A 17,349-nucleotide genomic window follows, 5' to 3' on the forward strand; every position below is an offset into this window, starting at 1 on the left:
CATGCGGCGAAGCGGCTTGCGGGCGGACCGGCGAAGCCCCATTGTTCAGGCCATGATGGCTTCCCTTCGCGACACCGGGGTCTGGATCTTCGACCTCGACAACACCCTCTATCCCGCCTCCTGCAACCTGTTCGCCCAGGTGGACCGGCGCATCGGCGATTTCATCGCCGGGCATTTCGGCATCACCTACGACGAGGCGCGCGTCATGCAGAAGCGCTTCTTCCGGGAGCACGGGACGACGCTGCGCGGCCTGATGGTGGAGCACGACGTCGATCCGGTGCCCTTCCTGGATTACGTCCACGACATCGATGTCAGCCCGGTGGCCCCCTGCCCCAGCATGGCGGGCGCGCTGAACCGGCTGCCGGGGCGCAAGATCATCTACACCAACGGCTCCGTCCGTCACGCCGAGAACGTGACGCGGCAACTGGGCATCGACGGCTGCTTCGAGGCGACCTTCGGCATCGTCGAGGCTGGCTATGTGCCCAAGCCCGACCCGCGCCCCTACGACATCCTGGTGGATCACTACGACATCGACCCCGCCCGCGCCTGCATGGTGGAGGACATCGCCCGCAACCTCGTCCCCGCCCACGCCCTGGGCATGACGACGGTGTGGGTGCGCAGCGAAGCCGACTGGGCCCGCCCCGACGAGGGCGGAGTCGGCACCGGCAGCCACATCGACCACACGGTGGACGATCTGCCGGCGTGGCTGGAGGAGATCGCGGGCTGAGCGGCGGCCGCAAGGCCCCTCCCTCCCCCGTGGAAACCCTTTAAGAACAAGGCAACGTTGACAAGGCAACGTTGACAAGGCGGCGCGGCCCGGCCCATGTTCCGAACCCTCGAACAGACAGCCCAGCGAATGCCGCCATGAGCCACGCCAGCCTCGAATCCGCCGTCAACGCCGCGTGGGAAACCCGCGACACCCTGAATGTTTCGACCAAGGGCGCCGTTCGCGACGCCGTGGAGGAGGCCCTGTCCGGCCTCGACTCCGGCGACCTGCGCGTCGCGCAGAAGACGGACGCCGGCTGGGTCGTGAACCAGTGGCTGAAGAAGGCGGTCCTGCTGTCCTTCCGCCTGAACGCCAACGAGACGATCCCCGGCGCGCCGGGCGGCGCCTCCTGGTACGACAAGGTGCCGCCGAAGTTCGAAGGCTGGTCCGAGGCGCAGTTCCAGGCCGCCGGCTTCCGCGCCGTTCCGGGCGCGGTGGTCCGCCGCTCCGCCTACGTCGCGCCGAACGTCATCCTGATGCCCAGCTTCGTCAACGTCGGCGCCTATGTCGACAGCGGCACCATGGTGGACACCTGGGTCACCGTCGGCTCCTGCGCGCAGATCGGCAAGAACGTCCACCTGTCGGGCGGCGTCGGCATCGGCGGCGTGCTCGAGCCGCTCCAGGCCAACCCGGTCATCATCGAGGACGATTGCTTCGTCGGCGCCCGCTCCGAGGTGGTCGAGGGCGTGATCGTGGAGCGCGGCGCCGTGCTGTCCATGGGCGTCTTCATCAGCGCCTCCACCAAGATCATCGACCGCAACACCGGCGAGGTCTTCGTCGGCCGCGTGCCGGCCTACTCCGTCGTGGTGCCGGGCACCCTGCCGGGCAAGCCGCTGCCCGACGGCACGCCGGGTCCGGGCCTCTATTGCGCCGTGATCGTGAAGCGCGTGGACGAGCAGACCCGCGCCAAGACCTCCATCAACGACCTGCTGCGCGACTGACGCCGGGGAAGACGCCACGATGAGCACCGCCGCCGCCGCTCCCTCCTTCGACCCCTGCGATCCCGTCGCGGTGGCGCAGGCCCTGATCCGCTGCCCCAGCGTGACGCCCGAGGACGGCGGCGCTCTGGGCGTTCTGGAGGCGGCGCTGGCGCCGCTGGGCTTCGTCTGCCACCGCCTGCGGTTCGAGGAGGAGGGCACGGCGCCGGTGGACAACCTCTACGCCCGTCTGGGCACGGAGGGGCCGAACTTCTGCTTCGCCGGGCACACCGACGTGGTGCCCCCCGGCGAGCTGAAGGGCTGGTCCATCGACCCCTTCGCCGCGGAGATCCACAACGGCCGCCTCTACGGCCGGGGTGCGGTGGACATGAAGGGGGCCATTGCCGCCTTCGTCGCCGCCGCGGCCCGCCACGTCAAGGCCGTCAAAGAAACGGGGGACGCGCCCAAGGGCTCGATCAGCCTGCTGATCACCGGGGACGAGGAAGGGGTCGCCATCAACGGCACCCGCAAGGTGCTGGACTGGCTGCAGGCCAAGGGTGAAAAGCTCGACGCCTGCGTGGTCGGGGAGCCGACCAACCCCAAGGCGCTGGGCGACATGATCAAGATCGGGCGGCGCGGCAGCATGACCGCCTTCCTGACCGTCCACGGCGCGCAGGGGCACGTCGCCTACCCGCATCTGGCCGACAACCCGCTGCCCCGGCTGGCCCGCATGCTCACCGCCATCACGGCGGAGCCGCTGGACGCCGGCACCCCGCATTTCCAGCCGTCGAACCTGGAGCTGACCACCATCGACGTCGGCAACCCGGCGCACAACGTCATCCCGGCGCAGGGCAAGGCGACGCTGAACATCCGCTTCAACGACCTGCACACCGCCGACACGCTGCTGGCGTGGCTGCGCGAGCGGCTCGACGGGGTGGGCGGCTCGTACGAACTGGACCATTTCGTGTCGGGCGACAGCTTCCTGACCCCGCCCGGCCCGCTGACCGAACTGGTGGCGGACGCCGCGGAGCGCGTCACCGGGCGCCGTCCCGAATATTCGACGACCGGCGGCACGTCGGACGCCCGATTCATCAAGAATTTTTGCCCGGTGGTCGAGTTCGGCCTCGTCGGGCAGACGATGCACAAGGTGGACGAGCACACCGCGCTGGACGACCTGACCCGCCTGACCGACATTTACGGCGAGGTTTTGCGGAACGTCTTCGACCGGATCGGTTGACGTAAGGCTTCCTCCGCCCGTTCCCACCACCCTCCGGTGACCGCAACATGCCGCTGACCGCCCGGGACGTCGCCTCCTCCGTCTTCGGCGCCTATCGCCTGGCCCGGTTCGATCCCACCGGATTGCAGCATCTGGACCGCACCCCCGAAGGGGCGTGGAAGTCCTTCTACGCCGCGGTGATCGTCGCCCCGGCCTGGACGCTGCTGCTGGCGATCCGGCTGTGGGGGCAGGTGCCGGACACGCCGCTGTTCCAGCTCGTGGTGGTGGAGGCCATCGCCTACGTCATCAGCTGGACGGCCTTCCCCGTGGTCATGCACGGGGTGAGCGGGCTGCTCGACCGGCAGAGCCGCTACATCGATTTCCTGTGCGCCTACAACTGGTCGTCGGTCGTGCAGATGAGCATCTATCTGCCGGTGGTGATCCTGGCCGCCACGGGGATTCTGCCCGGCCCGATTTCCGAAGGGCTGGTGTTCGGCATCATGCTGGCGATGCTGACCTACCAGTGGTTCGTCATGCGCACGGCACTGGACATCTCCGGCGTCGCGGCGGCGGTCCTGGTGCTGCTCGACCTGTTCCTGTCGGCGCTGATCACCGATTTCGCCGACGGGCTGCTGTAGTAGCGGCGGGTCGCACTTGCCCCCACCCTGACCCTCCCCCGCTGCGCAGGGGAGGGGACTGCCGCCGCTTCGCAAAATCGCCCTCCCCTGCGTAGCGGGGGAGGGAGGGACCCGCGAAGCGGGTGGGTGGGGGCAAAAGCCCCCCCTCACACCCCGCGGGTGCTGACGCCCGCGTCAGCGAAGGTCGCCATGCCGGCGTGGCAGGCGCAGGCCGACTTCACGATGTTGATCGCCAGCGCCGCGCCCGAGCCCTCGCCCAGACGCATCCCCAGATCGAGCAGCGGCTCCTTGCCGATGGCCGCCAGCAGATGGTCGTGGCCCGGCTCGACCGAGCGGTGGGCGACCATGCAATGGTCAAGCGCCCGACGGTCGGCCTTGAACAGCACCGCCGCCGCCGCCGTGCAGGCGTAGCCGTCGAGCAGCACCGGCACCCGCGCCATGCGGGCGGCCAGGATGGCGCCGGCGATGGCCGCCAGCTCATAGCCGCCGAAGCAGCGCAGCGCCTCGAACGGGTCGTCCTTGGCCTGTGGGTTGGCGGCCAGACCGGCCTCGACGGCGGCGACCTTGCGGGCCAGCCCCTCGTCGTCCACGCCGGTGCCGCGGCCCGTCCAGTCCTTGGCCTCGCCGCCGAACAGCGCGTGGCAGAGCGCCGCCGCCGCGGTGGAGTTGCCGATGCCCATCTCGCCGAGCGCCAGAAGCTGGACGCCCGTCTCCACCGCCATCATGCCGTAGGCCATCGCCTGGCAGCAGTCCTCCTCGCCCATCGCCGGACCTTCGGTGAAGTCGGCGGTGGGGGTCTCCAGGTCCAGCTCGTAGACGCGCAGGTCGGCGTCGGCCACCTCGCAGAGCTGATTCACGGCGGCGCCGCCGTTCTGGAAGTTCTGGACCATCTGGGCGGTCACCGCCGCCGGGTAGGCCGAGACGCCGCGGGCGGCGACGCCGTGGTTGCCGGCGAAGACGGCGACGCGCGGGCGGCGCACCTCCGCCGGGTGCTGGCCCTGCCACGTCGCCATCCACTGGGCGATCTCCTCCAGCCGGCCGAGCGCGCCCGCCGGCTTGGTGAGCTGCCGTTCGCGTTGGAGGGCCGCCGTGCCGGCGTCGAGGTCCGGCCCCGGCAGGTTGCGCACCAGCGCGCGGATTTCCTCGAAGGTGATGGCGGGCTGCGTGTTGCTCATGGCGAAGGGTCCTGGCGCTGACGGCAGAGGATGTGATCGGGAAGCGATGAAAAAAGCGGCGCGACCTTGGACCATTCCCGACCCGCTGTCAAAGCGCCTCTCGTCCGGTCTGTCATCCGTTGCTGGGCTGTTATCCGTTGCGGCGGGCCTGGGCTTGCCGTACTCCGAAGCGCCATGCCCGCAGACTCCCCCGCCCCGTCCCTCTCCCGCTGGACCTCCGATCTGGCGCTGGCCGTCGTCTTCCTGACACGGCTGCCGCTGCGCCTGTCCGGCCCGCTGGCCGGGGACGCCCACGCCCGCGCCATGGGCTGGTTTCCCCTGGTCGGCGCCGGGGTCGGGCTGTTCGGCGGCGCCGTCCACGGGCTGGCCGCGATGGCCCATCTGCCGCCACTGCCGGCGGCGCTGCTGGCGCTGGGCGCGATGGTCTGGCTGACCGGCGCCCTGCACGAGGATGGCGCGGCCGACGTCGCCGACGGCTTCGGCGGCGGGCGCGACAAGGCGCGCAAGCTGGAGATCATGCGGGACAGCCGGGTCGGCAGCTACGGCGTGCTCGCCATCGTCTTCTCGGTCGCCGTCCGCGCCTCGGCGCTGGCGGCGCTGGCCGAGCCGAGCCTCGTCATCCCCGCCCTGCTCGCCTCGGGCGCCCTGTCGCGCGGCGGCATGGCGGTGATCGCCCGATTCATGGCTCCGGCCCGCGCCGACGGCCTCGCCGCCCGGCAGGGACGCCCGTCGCCCGGCACGGTGGCCCTGTCGCTCGCCCTGGCGTTGGCCGTGGCCGTGGCGGCGCTGAAGGGGCTGGCCGCTGCCGCAGTCGTTGTCGCCACGTTGGCCGTCCTGGCGGTGGCGTGGCAGGCGCGGCGGCAGATCGGCGGCCACACCGGCGACGTCTTCGGCGCCGCCCAGCAGGTGGCGGAGGCCGCCGTTCTGCTCACCCTGGCCGCGACTGTTGCATGAAAAACACTCGCTGGTGGCTCATCCGCCACGCTCCCGTCCCGAATCCGGGAAACGCGATCTACGGACGGAGCGATCCCGCCGCCGACACCGGCGATTCCGACGCGCTGGCGGCGCTGGCGGCGCGGCTGCCCGCGCAGGCGGTCTGGGTGACCTCGCATCTGCGCCGCACCCGGCAGACGGCGGCGGCGCTGCGGCTGCCCGGCAGCGACATGGCGCTGGTCGAGCGGGCGCTGGCCGAACAGGATTTCGGCCGCTGGGAAGGGCTGTCCCACGACGCCGTGGCGGAGCTGCATCCCGAGGAGGCCCGCCGCTTCTGGAGCGACCCGGCGGCGAAGGCCCCGCCGGACGGCGAGAGCTTTAAGGCGGTGATGGAGCGGGTGGCCGGCGCCGTCGCCCGGCTGACCGACCTCTACGCCGGGCGCGACATCGTGGCGGTGATCCATGGTGGGTCGATCCGCGCGGCGCTGGCGCTCGCCCTGGACCTGACGCCGCAGGCGGCGCTGCGGCTGGCGGTGGCGCCGCTCTCGCTGTCGCGGATCGACCATTACGGCAGCGACGAAGGCGGTTCGTGGTCGGTCGCGGCCCTGAACGCGCTCGGAACCTTTCCAGGCAGCGGGCGTTGACCGGACTCCGTTGGGCTACCAATAGAGGGTCAGACCATGGCAAGAAGCGCTGACGATCGCGAGGCCGCCGAGAAGCTCTGGGGCATGATCAAGGGCGTCCGCATCTGCATGATGACGACGCTGGATGAGAACGGCATTTTGCACTCCCGCCCGATGGCCACCCTGCCGCACGCGGGATTCGACGATGGAACCTTGTGGTTCTTTACGCGGGCTGACTCACCGAAGGTCCATGAACTGAAGACGCACTGGCGCGTCAACCTGTCCTACGCCGACCCCGACAAGCAGGATTACGTGTCGGTGTCCGGTGTGGCGGAGACGGTGCGCGACCGCGACAAGATCCGCTTCCTGTGGCGGGACATCCTGTCCACCTGGTTCCCGCAGGGGGTGGACGACCCCGACCTCGCGCTGCTGAAGGTCAGCGTCGATCAGGCCGAATATTGGGACAGCCCATCGAGCGCGATGGTCTACGCCTACGGCTATGTCAAGGCGAAGATCACCGGCGAGCCGCCGAAGCCGGGCGATCACGCGAAGATCGCGTTCCAGTAGGAGCATCACAGGGGGCAGGGTTTGCCCCCACCCTTCCCATACTTCGCATGGGCCCCTTCCCTCCCCCGCTGGGCAGGGGAGGGAGTCATCTCCCGCGAACCTCTTCCCTCCCCCGCCCAGCGGGGGAGGGTCAGGGTGGGGGCAAGTGCTCCCTCACTTCTCCTCGACCGCCGGCTTCCCGCCGCCATCCAGCGCCCCGACCCGCTTCTTCAGGTCGGTTACATCCGCGTGCATCCGCTTCAGCCGGGCCAGCCCCTTGTACTGGTCGAAGGCGCGGTCGCGCGGCACCGCCGGGTAGCCCATGTAGACGGCCTTCGCCGGGATGTCCGTCCCCACGCCGGAGTTCGCCGCCACCACCGCGTCGTTGCCGATCTTCACATGGTCGGCCACGCCGACCTTGCCGGCCAGCACCACGCGGTCGCCGATGGTCGTGCTGCCGGCGATGCCGACATGGCCGCACAGCATGCAATTGGTGCCGATCTGCACGTTGTGGCCGATCTGCACGAGGTTGTCGATCTTGGTGCCGGAGCCGATGCGGGTCGCCGTGATGGTGCCACGGTCGATGGTGGCGTTCGCCCCGACCTCCACATCGTCGCCGAGGATCACCGTGCCGATGGAGTTCACCCGGTGAATCAGCACGTTGGTGCCGACCACCTTGCCCGTCGCCTTGGCCGATTCGACGCTGCCCGGCTCGGGCGTCACGAAGCTGAAGCCGTCGTTGCCGACCGCGGCGTTGGGGTGGATGATGCAGCGCTCGCCCATCACCACCCGCTCGCCGATGCGGGCGCCGGGGTGCAGCAGGCAGTCCTTGCCGATCACCGCCTCCGCCCCGACCGTGGCGTGGGGCATGACGATCACGCCCGCGCCCAGCACCGCCCTCGGCCCGACATAGGCGAAGGGACCGACCGAGACGCCCGCGCCCAGGATGGCCTCCGGCGCCACGAAGGCGGCGGGGTGGACCCCCGGCTCAGCGTGGACCGGCTTCTCGAAGACGGTGGTCAGGCCGGCCATGGCGAAGCGCGGGCGCTTCACGACGATCCAGCCCTTCAGATTGGCCGGCACCTCCGCCCCCTCCGCGATCACGGCGGCGACGGCCTTGCCGTTGGCCAGCAGCTCCGTCAGGCCCTTTTCCATGGCGAGCGCCAGATCCTCCGGCCCCTCGGCCTCCGACGGATGGACGGCGCGGGAGATTTGCAGGGTGCCGTCGCCCTCCAGCGCCGCGCCCAGGGCGGCGGCGATCTCGGCGAGGGTGACCGGGGCGGCGGGGGAAACGGGAGTCATGGCTGGGCTCTGGCTGTCGGTCCGAAGTGGCCGGGACGCTAGCACGGCGGGCCGGTGCTGGCGAGGGCCGGCGCTTTTTGTCATTCCCCGGTCTGCAGCAGCGCCCCGCGCACCCGCGCCTGATGGAAGGAATAGAGGAAAGCCGCCGTGCACAGCCCCATGAACAGCGCGTTCAACCCCACCGCCCAGGCCAGATGGTCCCAGCGCATCGTGCCGTCGAACAGGATGGCGCGCATCCCCTCGAAGACGTGGGCGGAGGGCAGCGACAGGGCCACCCATTGCAGCCAGCCCGGCAGGACGCTGACCGGGTAGTAGACGGCGCTGACCGGGGCCAGCATGAAGACGACGATCCAGGCCAGCCCTTCCGCCCCCATGCCGTAGCGCAGGATCAGCGCCACGATGACCAGCCCCAGCGACCAGCCGAAGACGATCAGGTTGGCAAAGAAGCCGGCCAGCGGCAGCCCGAGGTCGAACAGCGAGTAGCCGAACAGCGGAATCGCCAGCAGCGCCGCCGGCACGACGCCGATGACGGTGCGGATCAGGCTCATCCCGAACAGCGCCGCCACCCATTCGCCGGGGCGCAGCGGGCTGACGAAGAGGTGGCCGAGGTTGCGCGACCACATCTCCTCCAGGAAGGACACCGACACGCCGAGCTGCCCGCGGAACAGCACGTCCCACAGCAGCACTGCGCTGACCAACACCCCCGCCCCCTGCGCCACCCAGGCGCTGGAGGAGGCCATGAACTGGTTGATGTAGCCCCACAGGATCATCTGCATGGTCGGCCAGTAGGCCAGCTCCAGGAAGCGCGGCCAGGAGCCGCGCAGCAGATACCAGTAACGCAGCACCATCGCCCCGACCCGGCGCAGCGAGAAGGCCGGATTCGGGTGAACCATCGCAGCGGCGTCACTCGGCAGCATCGGCGGCCTCCCGACTGGCGTTCTCCGCGCCGGCGCGGTCGCGGGCGATGTCGAGGAACACGTCCTCCAGCGAGGTGCGGCCGTAGCGCGCCAGCAGCCCGGCCGGCGACCCGCGGTCGACGATCCGCCCCTGGCGCATCATCAGCACCTCGTCGCACATCCGCTCCACCTCCAGCATGTTGTGGGAGGCGAGCAGGATGGTGGCCCCCGACTCCAGGCGGTAGCGCTCCAGATAGGTGCGGATCCAGTCCGCGGTGTCGGGGTCGAGCGAGGCGGTCGGCTCGTCCAGCAGCAGAAGCTCCGGCCGGTTGAGCAGCGCCTTGGCCAACGCCACCCGCGTCTTCTGCCCCGCCGACAGCCCGCCGGAGGGGCGTTCGAGGAAGCGGGTCAGCTCCAGATGCTCGGCCAGCTCTTCGACCCGCCGTTTCACTCCCTTCAGGCCGTAGAGATGGCCGTAGACGGTCAGGTTCTCCCGCACGGTCAGCCGGTGCGGCAGCTCGACATAGGGGGACGAGAAGTTCATGCGGGGCAGCGCCGCGTGGCGATGGCGCACCATGTCCACGCCCAGCACCTCGACCGTGCCGGAGGTCGGCAGCAGCAGCCCGAGCAGCATGGAGATGGTCGTCGTCTTGCCGGCCCCGTTGCCGCCGAGAAGCCCGGTGACCGACCCCGCCGCGACGGTGAAGGAGATGCCGTCCACGGCGGTGACCTCGCCGGACCGGGCGGTGCCGTAGCGTTTGGTCAGGTTCACGGCCCGGATGGCGTGCTGTTTTGCGCATTGATCCATAGGCGGAGAATATGGCCGCTTGGCGCGCAAACGCCAGAGTGGCAAAACAGCACCCAGCCATTCGATGTGACGCCGCGGGAAGAGCGGCCTTGCCGGAAAGTCCGCCCCCATGACCGTCGGTTCCGCAACCGCCGCCACCTCCCTTCGCCACGCCATGACGCACGCCGGCCGGCCGGGTCCGGCCCAGTGGACCAACCTGGACGGGCGCGTCACGCTGCGCACCCTGATCCTGATCCGCTGGATCGCCGTGATCGGACAGCTCGCCACCGTGGCGACGGTGCAGCTCGTCATGGGCTTCCCATTGCCGCTGGGGCCGGTGCTGGCGGCCATCGGGGCCTCGGTCCTGCTGAACCTCGTGGCGATGGCCCAGCGCGGCGGGCGGCTGCGGCTGGCCGACCGGGACGCGGCGCTCTACCTCGGCTACGACATGCTGCAGCTCACGCTGCTGCTCTATCTGACCGGCGGCCTCGCCAACCCCTTCGCGATCCTGCTGCTCGCCCCGATGACGGTGGCCGCGGCGATCCTGTCGCGCTACAGCGTGGTCCTGCTGACCGGGCTCAACCTCGTCTGCCTGACCGTGCTGGCGATGTGGCACTTCCCGCTGCCCTGGCCGGAGCCGATGCCCTCGGTCGCCCCGCTCTACGCCTTCGGCATCTGGCTGTCGCTGTCGGTGTCGGCCGGCTTCATCAGCGGGTACGTCTTCCGCGTGGCCGAGGAAGCGCGGCGCTTCGCCAACGCCCTGTCGGCCTCGCAGGTGGCGCTGGCGCGCGAGCAGCGGCTGTCCTCGCTGGGCGCGCTGGCCGCCGCCGCCGCGCACGAGCTGGGCTCGCCGCTGGGCACCATCGCGGTGGTGGCGAAGGAGCTGCTGCACGACATGCCGCCGGACAGCCCCTTCACCGAGGACGTCGCCCTGCTGCAAAGCCAGGTGATGCGCTGCCGCGAGATCCTGGCGGAGCTGGCCCGCAAGCCGGAGGCCGATGGCGGCGACCCGTTCGAGCGGCTGCCCCTGACCGCGCTGGTGGAGGCGGCGGGCGCGCCGCACCGGCTGGGCCACATCCAGTTCACGGTCGAGCGCAGCGACGGCTCCGTGGGGGAGGAGCCGATCGTCCGCCGCAGCCCGGAGATCATCCATGGCCTGGGCAACTTCATCCAGAACGCCCACCAGTTCGCCGACGGGCGGGTGACGGTCGCCGCCTCCTGGGACGCCCGGTCCGCGACGGTGGTGGTGATGGACGACGGGCCGGGCTATCCCGCCCATCTGCTGAGCCGCATCGGCGAACCCTACCTGTCGGCAAGAAGCGAGCGGTCGGGCCATATGGGTCTGGGAATCTTTATTGCACAAACGCTGCTAGAGAAAACGGGTGCCCTTGTAGCCTTTAGCAATAACCGTAGCGGCGGCGCGCGAGTTGTCGTACGTTGGGACCGTGGTGTCTTAGAACCAGAGGACTAGTGGTGGATAGCGCGATGACCACGGACGAGAGTCCAACGGGCGAAACCGCCAAGCTGACGTTCACGGGTGACGTTACCCGCAGCCTCCTCATCGTCGACGACGACGCGCCTTTCCGAACCCGCCTCGCGCGCGCCATGGAAAAGCGCGGTTTCAACGTGGTCGCCGTGGACAGCGTGCAGCTCGGCATCGACGTGGCCCAGGAATCGGCGCCGGCCTTCGCGGTGGTCGACCTGCGGCTGGCCGACGGCAGCGGCCTGGACGTGGTCAAGACCCTGCGCGACGCCCGCCCCGACGCCCGCATCGTCATGCTGACCGGCTACGGCAACATCGCCACGGCGGTCGCCGCGGTGAAGGCCGGCGCGGTGGACTATCTGCCGAAGCCGGCGGACGCCGACGCCGTGGAATCCGCCCTGCTGGCCGACGGCCGCCCGCTGCCCTCCCCGCCGGAAAACCCGATGTCCGCCGACCGCGTGCGGTGGGAGCACATCCAGCGCGTGTTCGAGCAGTGCGACCGCAACGTCTCCGAAACCGCCCGCCGGCTGAAGATGCACCGCCGCACCCTGCAGCGCATCCTGAACAAGCACGCCCCGCGCGGCTGATCCTTCTCCTTTCGACACGACAACGCCCCCTCTCCATACCGGTGAGGGGGCGCTTTCATTTCAGGCTCTCCTTACGCCGGAGCCGGCTGCCGCGCGGTCTCCGGCGGCTTCGGGCGGTGGGCCGCGACGCAGGACAGAACGCTGCCGGTCACGCAGACCAGGGCGGCAAGCTCCATCCCCGTCGGCAGCCGCTGCTCCCAGAGAAAGCCGTAGAGCAGAGCGAACAGAGTCTCGAACAGGATCATCTGCCCGACCAGGGTCAGCGGCAGCAGCCGGCTCATCCGGTTCCAGAGGGCGTTGCCGACGATCGAGGCGAGGATGGCCAAGCCGGTCACCACGGCGGCGAAGCGCAGCCATTCCCCGGCGGCGTGGCCGCCTTGGGCGAACAGGAAGGCGGGAACCGCGAGCAGCAGCGCCTGCGCGCCGGTCATCACTCCGGTCAGCAGGCTCCAGTCATGCGCCGAGACGTGGCCGAGCCGGGCGAGCCAACGGCTGTTGCCCACGGCGTAGACCGTCCAGGAGACGAGCGCGCCAACCGCGCAGAGCAGGCCGGTCAATTCGGCCATCGGCATCCCCGTCCGGCCATCGCCCGATACGCCGCCCAACACGCCGCCCACCGATTGCCAGCCGATGCACAGGATGCCGGCCGCGCCGAGCAGCAGCGACGGCACGAGCTTCCGGACGGGAACCGCCCCATGGTCCCGGCTGCCGATGACGGTGACCGCGACCGGCAGGAAGCCGATGACCAGCGAGGTCATCGCCATCCCGCCCATTTGCACGGCGGTGGCCAGCAAAGCGTAGTAGAGGATGTTGCCGAGCAGGCTCAGCCAGGCCAGCGCCCACCACTCCCGCAGGCCGAGCCCGGCGCGCAGGGCTCGCCAGCGCGGCAGCACGAGCAGGACGGCGAACAGGCCGTAGGCGAGATAACGCCCGGCGGCGAGCTGGAGCGGCGTGAAGGCCGAGGCCAGTTCCGGGGCGAGGAAGACCAGCCCCCACAAGGCCCCCGCGCCGATGCCGCAGGCGATCCCCAACCACGTCGCGCCCATCCCTGCTCCCAACCCTCTCTGGTTTACGAAGCGAGGATGGCATGGGACGCGGCTGTGATCTTGTCCCGGGCTACGGACTTTTGTGCCGGGTCTCGCGGCTTTGGCGCCGGTAGGCCGCGGGGGTCAGGCCGGTGGCCCGCCGCATTGCCCGCGTGAACGCGCTCTGGTCGGCGTAGCCGGTGCGGTAGGCGATCTCCGCGATGGACAGGTCCGACCGCGCGAGCCAGCCGCAAGCCCGTTTCAGCCGGACCTCCGCCAGCCACGCCCGCGGGGTGGTGTCCAGTTCGGCGCGGAACAGGGCGTGCAGCCGGCTGACGCTGACGCAGGCCCGCTCGGCCATCGTCTCGGCGGTCCACGGCTTGGCGAGGTCGGGCTCGACCGCGGCCAGCAGGGTTCCGAGCCGCGACCGGGGCCGCGCCGGTTCCTCGGCAAGCGCGTCGAGCAGCAGGGGCACCCAGAGGCGAAGGTTGTCCGCCGACACGCCACGGCTGTCCAGCATCAGGCCCATGTAGTCGATCAGCTTGCCGGCCACCGGGGTCAGCGCGACGAAGGGATGGCGGATCAGCCGGTCGCCGACCGCCGGTTTCAGGAGAGCCGGATCGAGGTCCAGGATGAGCGAGCGGTTCGGCCCGTCGCTCGTCTGGGTGTGCGAGGAGCCGGCCTCGACGAACGCCGCCCGGCACGGCCCAAGACGGCCACCCTTTCCGGCGATGTCGATCTCCAGGGCGCCGCTCAACGGCAGGACGAGTTGAGCGAAATCGTGCCGGTGGGCGCTGTGCGCCGCGCCGTAGCTGCGGACATCGATGCTGAGGCGCGGCGATGTGGACATCGCCTTCCTATAACCGAAATCCGGCGCGCCGGCCACCCGCCGAAAGGGGGCGGCGCGGTCTGGCGCTTGGCGCCCTGCCCCCGGTCCCTCACTTTTTGATGGGGCAGCTCCGCACGCCGAACAGGGTGTAGGCCGGGCAGAAGCCGACCACCGCGGTCAGCAGCGGGACGAGGCCGATCCAGCCCCAGGGGGTCTGCGGGCCGACGAAGACGAGGGCGATCAGGACGAGGCCGACGATGGCGCGCAGCGCGCGGTCGATGGTGCCGACGTTGATGGGCATGGTTGCACCTTATGGAGCGGTGTGGGCGGTTGGTGCGCCCATCCAAGCCCCTTTCCGCCCGCCGGTCTGTGACTCCGTCACACCCCGCCCGTGCGCTCCAGCGCCAACAACGCGTCGGGATCGCGCACCCCGACGCGGCCGCGCGACAGCTCCACCAAGCCGCGGCGCTCGAACTCCTTCAACTGGCGGCTGACCACCTCGCGCGCCGTGCCCAGCTCGACGGCCAGCGTCTGGTGGGTGGTGTCCAGCCCGCCGCGCGCGTCGCGGTGGTCGACCAGGAAGCGGGCCAGCCGCAGGTCGATGCGCCCGAAGGCCACCTCCTCCACCAGCATCATCATGCTGAGCAGGCGCGTGCCGAAGGAGGCGAAGACGACGTCGCGGAACACCGCGGAGCGCGCCAGCAGCTCGTGGAAAACCCCGGCCCCGAGCGCGATGGCGTCGAGGTCGGTTTCGGCCATGCCCTCGGCGCTGTAGTCGGCGCGCGTCATCAGGCAGGCGGTGGTCAGGATGCAGGTTTCGCCCGCCCCGACGCGGTAGAGGACGATCTCCCGCCCGGTCTCGGCGGTCATCTGGACCCGCACCGTTCCGTCCAGCAGCATGAGAAAATTGTGGCACAGGCTGCCGACGCGGAACAGCACCGTGCCGCGCGGCACCGCCATCCGCGCCCCCCGCGCGCGCAGAAGAGCTCGCGCGTCGAGTTCCAGGGCGGACAGCGCCGGAAACGCACCCGCCCAGACATCGTCAATCTTTTCAACATGTTGCGGCAGCATGCCCGGCCCCCTTCGATCGGCGATGACCATTATCCGCGAAGGGGCTTCCCCGGTCCACCCCCCACCCTCGCCATGGGCCACTCCACCCAATGGCGACTCCGGGGAGGGTACCCAATGAGCGTGTCTTCCCCACCATATGCACTGCGGGCAGCATGAAACGGCCGGACGGTCGATGACGTTCTAGGCACCGTAACGCCCCGAACGGGGTGCCGTTCGGCATGCGAGGAGGACCCGCTTTGGCGACCCAGGACATTCAGGATCAACCCCAGCGGCGGCAGTCGGCACCGGTCCCGGGACCGGTCTCGTTCGACCTGTCGACCGCGGCGGCCAGCGCGGTGCGCCGCACCACCGGCATGCTGCTGCGCCATAAGCTGCTGATCGGGACGGTGATCGTGCTGGGGACGGGCATCGCGGGTCTCGTCGCCCTGCGGATGACGCCGCTCTACACCGCCCAGACCCTGATCATGGTGGAGCACCGCAAGAACCAGGTGATGAACTACCAGGAGGTCGTCTCCGGCCTCTCGACGGAGCTGGGCGCCCTGCAGAGCGAGGTGGCGATCCTGAAATCCCCCGCCTTCGCGGAGAAGGTGGTCGACAAGCTCGGCCTGATGAACGACCCCGAGTTCAACGCGGCGCTGCGGCCCGAGCAGACCAACTGGTTCTACTACCTGAATCCGAAGAATCTGGTGCCGGACTCCTGGTGGAACAGCGCCCGCGGCGATCGGCCCGAGATCGCGCTGAGCCCGGAGGAGAAGACGGCCAACGAGCGGACCTCGGTCGTCAACAGCTTCATTGAAAATCTGGCGGTGCGCCCGCAGGGCCGGTCCTACGTCATCGCCGTCGATTTCGACAGCGAGGACCCGCGCAAGGCCTCGCTCATCGCCAACACCATCGGCGAGATGTACCTCGTCGACCAGCTCGACGAGAAGTTCAAGGCGGCCAAGCGCGCCACGGCCTGGCTGGAGGAGCGCATCACGGAGCTGCGCCGCGAGGCCAAGATGACCGGCGAGGCGGCGGAGAAGTACCGCGCCGAAAGCGGCCTGACCAACGCCAACGGCGAAACCACCCTGATCGCCCAGCAGCTGGCCGAGCTGAACACCAGCTACGTCCTGGCCCGCACCAAGCGTCAGGAGGCGGAGGCCAAGCTGCGCGAGGTGTCCACACTGGCGCAGAGCCCGCGCGGCGTCTCGGCCATCGGCGACGTGCTAGGGTCCCCCCTGATCCAGGCGCTGCGCCAGCAGGAGGTCGAGCTTCAGCGCAAGATCGCCGACGCCGCCAACAAGTACGGCGCCCGCCACCCGACGCTGACCGCGCTGCAGAGCGAGCTGCGCGACCTGCAGGGCCAGATCAAGGCCGACGTGGGCCGCATCGTCCAGAACCTGAGCAACGAGGTGGAGCTGGAGCGCGGGCGCGAGGCCGCCTTGAAGACCAACCTCGACCAGCTCCAGGCCCAGCGCAACCAGCAGCAGGAATCCAACGTGACCCTGCGCACGCTGGAGCGCGACGCCGAGACCTCGCAGACCATGTACGAGGCGATGCTGACGCGCTTCCAGGAGATCGCCGGCCAGACCGAGATCCAGCAGCCCGACGCCCGCATCGTGTCGGAAGCGGCGATCCCCCTGAACCCGTCGCAGCCCAACAAGAAGATGATCGTTCTGCTGGCCCTGGTCGCCTCGGCGACGCTGGGTGTGCTGCTGGCGATGCTGCGCGAGCAGTCGGAGCGCGGCTTCCGCAGCCCGCACCAGTTCGAATCGGCGACCGGCGTGCGCTCGCTGGGCATCGTCCCGGCCATCGGTCGCCGCCGCCGCGGCACCTCGCCCGCCGACTACGCCATCGAAAAGCCGATGTCGGCCTTCGCCGAGGCGATGCAGAACCTGCGGACCACGCTGCTGCTCGCCAACCCGGACGGCCACCAGCGGGTGATCCTGTTCAGTTCCTCCGTCCCCGGCGAGGGCAAGAGTTCGATCGCCGCGGCCTTCGCGCGGATCTGCGCCAACGCCGGCCAGAAGACGATCATCCTGGACTGCGACATGCGCCGCAAGGGCCTGCACCCGATGCTGGGGCTGGAGAACCGGCACGGCCTCTACGAGGTGCTGTCCGGCGAATGCGCGCCGAACGAGGTGATCCAGACCGACCCGCGCACCGGCCTGCATTTCATCGCGTCGGGCCGCGGCTCCGCCCTGCCGCAGGACATGCTGGGCTCCAGCCGGATGCATCAGCTCATCTCGCGGCTGGCGCTGGAGTATGACCGGGTGATCCTGGACAGCCCGCCGGTGCTGGCGGTGTCGGAGGGCAAGCTGCTGGCGGCGCTGGCCGACCAGACGGTCTTCATCGTGCATTGGGGCAAGACCAAGCGGGAGACCGCCATGGCCGGGCTGAAGGAGATCGTCGAGGCGGGCGGCGAGGTGGTCGGCGTCCTGTTCTCCCAGGTCGATATCCGCCGCCACGCCCAGTACGAGTTCCCGGACAGCGGGCGCTACCACGGTTACCGCCGCTACTACGCGAACTGACGGCGGCGCTTGAGAGAAGCGACGGTTTCGGGCCCCCACCCAACC

Annotated in this window: 18 protein-coding genes; 10 read left to right on the forward strand and 8 right to left on the reverse strand. The window is 70.1% G+C overall.

Going from position 1 to position 17,349, the window contains the following annotated elements; genetic code table 11:
• Window positions 1–55: 55 nt before the first annotated feature.
• The 4 genes from Sp245p_RS13735 (at window position 56) to Sp245p_RS13750 (ending at window position 3,537) form a co-directional block, all read left to right on the forward strand.
• Window positions 56–727: a pyrimidine 5'-nucleotidase gene (locus tag Sp245p_RS13735; RefSeq protein ID WP_372441578.1), complete on the forward strand. Its 672-nt coding sequence runs from the start codon at window positions 56–58 to the stop codon at window positions 725–727.
• 137 nt (window positions 728–864) lie between these two features.
• Window positions 865–1,707: a 2,3,4,5-tetrahydropyridine-2,6-dicarboxylate N-succinyltransferase gene (gene dapD, locus Sp245p_RS13740; protein ID WP_014239316.1), complete on the forward strand. Its 843-nt coding sequence runs from the start codon at window positions 865–867 to the stop codon at window positions 1,705–1,707.
• A 19-nt stretch (window positions 1,708–1,726) separates the two neighbouring features.
• Complete coding sequence (gene dapE / locus Sp245p_RS13745) at window positions 1,727–2,920, forward strand: succinyl-diaminopimelate desuccinylase (protein WP_014239315.1); 1,194 nt, start codon at window positions 1,727–1,729, stop codon at window positions 2,918–2,920.
• 47 nt (window positions 2,921–2,967) lie between these two features.
• On the forward strand, window positions 2,968–3,537 hold the full coding sequence (locus Sp245p_RS13750) for a hypothetical protein (RefSeq protein ID WP_014239314.1): 570 nt from the start codon (window positions 2,968–2,970) through the stop codon (window positions 3,535–3,537).
• A gap of 146 nt (window positions 3,538–3,683) precedes the next feature.
• Here the strand turns inward: Sp245p_RS13750 and cobT are convergent, their stop codons facing one another.
• Window positions 3,684–4,712, reverse strand: coding sequence for a nicotinate-nucleotide--dimethylbenzimidazole phosphoribosyltransferase (gene cobT / locus Sp245p_RS13755; RefSeq protein ID WP_014239312.1), 1,029 nt, complete (start codon window positions 4,710–4,712; stop codon window positions 3,684–3,686).
• A 174-nt stretch (window positions 4,713–4,886) separates the two neighbouring features.
• Here cobT and cobS point away from each other — a divergent pair, with 174 nt between their 5' ends.
• The 3 genes from cobS to Sp245p_RS13770 are packed head-to-tail and all read left to right on the forward strand — an operon-like array spanning window position 4,887 to window position 6,835.
• Window positions 4,887–5,666: an adenosylcobinamide-GDP ribazoletransferase gene (gene cobS, locus Sp245p_RS13760; protein ID WP_014239311.1), complete on the forward strand. Its 780-nt coding sequence runs from the start codon at window positions 4,887–4,889 to the stop codon at window positions 5,664–5,666.
• Complete coding sequence (locus tag Sp245p_RS13765; protein WP_014239310.1) at window positions 5,663–6,289, forward strand: histidine phosphatase family protein; 627 nt, start codon at window positions 5,663–5,665, stop codon at window positions 6,287–6,289. The genes cobS and Sp245p_RS13765 overlap by 4 nt, the downstream gene beginning before the upstream one ends.
• Window positions 6,290–6,325: 36 nt before the next feature.
• Window positions 6,326–6,835, forward strand: a complete 510-nt coding sequence (locus Sp245p_RS13770) for a pyridoxamine 5'-phosphate oxidase family protein (RefSeq protein WP_014239309.1) — start codon at window positions 6,326–6,328, stop codon at window positions 6,833–6,835.
• 153 nt (window positions 6,836–6,988) lie between these two features.
• Here Sp245p_RS13770 and Sp245p_RS13775 read toward each other — a convergent pair whose 3' ends face one another.
• The 3 genes from Sp245p_RS13775 to Sp245p_RS13785 form a co-directional block, all read right to left on the reverse strand.
• A complete protein-coding gene (locus tag Sp245p_RS13775) occupies window positions 6,989–8,116 on the reverse strand; it encodes a UDP-3-O-(3-hydroxymyristoyl)glucosamine N-acyltransferase (RefSeq protein WP_014239307.1) in 1,128 nt (375 codons plus the stop codon).
• An 80-nt stretch (window positions 8,117–8,196) separates the two neighbouring features.
• On the reverse strand, window positions 8,197–9,033 hold the full coding sequence (locus Sp245p_RS13780) for an ABC transporter permease (protein ID WP_051657739.1): 837 nt from the start codon (window positions 9,031–9,033) through the stop codon (window positions 8,197–8,199).
• Window positions 9,020–9,820: an ABC transporter ATP-binding protein gene (locus Sp245p_RS13785; RefSeq protein ID WP_014239305.1), complete on the reverse strand. Its 801-nt coding sequence runs from the start codon at window positions 9,818–9,820 to the stop codon at window positions 9,020–9,022. The genes Sp245p_RS13780 and Sp245p_RS13785 overlap by 14 nt, the downstream gene beginning before the upstream one ends.
• Before the next feature lie 109 nt (window positions 9,821–9,929).
• Here Sp245p_RS13785 and Sp245p_RS13790 point away from each other — a divergent pair, with 109 nt between their 5' ends.
• Window positions 9,930–11,270, forward strand: a complete 1,341-nt coding sequence (locus Sp245p_RS13790) for an ActS/PrrB/RegB family redox-sensitive histidine kinase (protein ID WP_014239304.1) — start codon at window positions 9,930–9,932, stop codon at window positions 11,268–11,270.
• A gap of 14 nt (window positions 11,271–11,284) precedes the next feature.
• Window positions 11,285–11,869 carry an ActR/PrrA/RegA family redox response regulator transcription factor gene (locus tag Sp245p_RS13795; RefSeq protein ID WP_014239303.1) on the forward strand — a complete coding sequence of 195 codons (585 nt, stop codon included), beginning with the start codon at window positions 11,285–11,287 and terminating at the stop codon, window positions 11,867–11,869.
• A gap of 71 nt (window positions 11,870–11,940) precedes the next feature.
• On the opposite strand, the gene Sp245p_RS13800 is transcribed toward Sp245p_RS13795, so the two are convergent.
• The 4 genes from Sp245p_RS13800 to Sp245p_RS13815 form a co-directional block, all read right to left on the reverse strand.
• Entirely contained in the window at window positions 11,941–12,915 is a 975-nt protein-coding gene (locus tag Sp245p_RS13800) for a DMT family transporter (RefSeq protein WP_014239301.1), read from the reverse strand.
• A 70-nt stretch (window positions 12,916–12,985) separates the two neighbouring features.
• Window positions 12,986–13,744, reverse strand: a complete 759-nt coding sequence (locus tag Sp245p_RS13805) for a helix-turn-helix transcriptional regulator (RefSeq protein ID WP_014239300.1) — start codon at window positions 13,742–13,744, stop codon at window positions 12,986–12,988.
• 88 nt (window positions 13,745–13,832) lie between these two features.
• The gene (locus Sp245p_RS13810) at window positions 13,833–14,024 is read right to left on the reverse strand and encodes a YgaP family membrane protein (protein ID WP_014239299.1); all 192 of its coding nucleotides are present in this window, start codon (window positions 14,022–14,024) and stop codon (window positions 13,833–13,835) included.
• 77 nt (window positions 14,025–14,101) lie between these two features.
• The gene (locus tag Sp245p_RS13815; RefSeq protein WP_014239298.1) at window positions 14,102–14,794 is read right to left on the reverse strand and encodes a Crp/Fnr family transcriptional regulator; all 693 of its coding nucleotides are present in this window, start codon (window positions 14,792–14,794) and stop codon (window positions 14,102–14,104) included.
• Window positions 14,795–15,030: 236 nt separating this feature from the next.
• Between Sp245p_RS13815 and Sp245p_RS13820 the strand changes: the two genes are divergently transcribed.
• Window positions 15,031–17,304, forward strand: a complete 2,274-nt coding sequence (locus Sp245p_RS13820) for a GNVR domain-containing protein (protein WP_014239297.1) — start codon at window positions 15,031–15,033, stop codon at window positions 17,302–17,304.
• Window positions 17,305–17,349: the final 45 nt, after the last annotated feature.

It is taken from the genome of Azospirillum baldaniorum (assembly GCF_003119195.2).
Taxonomy (GTDB): domain Bacteria; phylum Pseudomonadota; class Alphaproteobacteria; order Azospirillales; family Azospirillaceae; genus Azospirillum; species Azospirillum baldaniorum.

Bases quoted from the DNA above. Each gene is read 5' to 3' on its own strand.
- Sp245p_RS13735 (WP_372441578.1), top strand. From the start codon at position 56: ATGGCTTCCCTTCGCGACACCGGGGTCTGGATCTTCGACCTCGACAAC.
- dapD (WP_014239316.1), top strand. From the start codon at position 865: ATGAGCCACGCCAGCCTCGAATCCGCCGTCAACGCCGCGTGGGAAACC.
- dapE (WP_014239315.1), top strand. From the start codon at position 1,727: ATGAGCACCGCCGCCGCCGCTCCCTCCTTCGACCCCTGCGATCCCGTC.
- Sp245p_RS13750 (WP_014239314.1), top strand. From the start codon at position 2,968: ATGCCGCTGACCGCCCGGGACGTCGCCTCCTCCGTCTTCGGCGCCTAT.
- cobT (WP_014239312.1), bottom strand. From the start codon at position 4,712: ATGAGCAACACGCAGCCCGCCATCACCTTCGAGGAAATCCGCGCGCTG.
- cobS (WP_014239311.1), top strand. From the start codon at position 4,887: ATGCCCGCAGACTCCCCCGCCCCGTCCCTCTCCCGCTGGACCTCCGAT.
- Sp245p_RS13765 (WP_014239310.1), top strand. From the start codon at position 5,663: ATGAAAAACACTCGCTGGTGGCTCATCCGCCACGCTCCCGTCCCGAAT.
- Sp245p_RS13770 (WP_014239309.1), top strand. From the start codon at position 6,326: ATGGCAAGAAGCGCTGACGATCGCGAGGCCGCCGAGAAGCTCTGGGGC.
- Sp245p_RS13775 (WP_014239307.1), bottom strand. From the start codon at position 8,116: ATGACTCCCGTTTCCCCCGCCGCCCCGGTCACCCTCGCCGAGATCGCC.
- Sp245p_RS13780 (WP_051657739.1), bottom strand. From the start codon at position 9,033: ATGCTGCCGAGTGACGCCGCTGCGATGGTTCACCCGAATCCGGCCTTC.
- Sp245p_RS13785 (WP_014239305.1), bottom strand. From the start codon at position 9,820: ATGGATCAATGCGCAAAACAGCACGCCATCCGGGCCGTGAACCTGACC.
- Sp245p_RS13790 (WP_014239304.1), top strand. From the start codon at position 9,930: ATGACCGTCGGTTCCGCAACCGCCGCCACCTCCCTTCGCCACGCCATG.
- Sp245p_RS13795 (WP_014239303.1), top strand. From the start codon at position 11,285: ATGACCACGGACGAGAGTCCAACGGGCGAAACCGCCAAGCTGACGTTC.
- Sp245p_RS13800 (WP_014239301.1), bottom strand. From the start codon at position 12,915: ATGGGCGCGACGTGGTTGGGGATCGCCTGCGGCATCGGCGCGGGGGCC.
- Sp245p_RS13805 (WP_014239300.1), bottom strand. From the start codon at position 13,744: ATGTCCACATCGCCGCGCCTCAGCATCGATGTCCGCAGCTACGGCGCG.
- Sp245p_RS13810 (WP_014239299.1), bottom strand. From the start codon at position 14,024: ATGCCCATCAACGTCGGCACCATCGACCGCGCGCTGCGCGCCATCGTC.
- Sp245p_RS13815 (WP_014239298.1), bottom strand. From the start codon at position 14,794: ATGCTGCCGCAACATGTTGAAAAGATTGACGATGTCTGGGCGGGTGCG.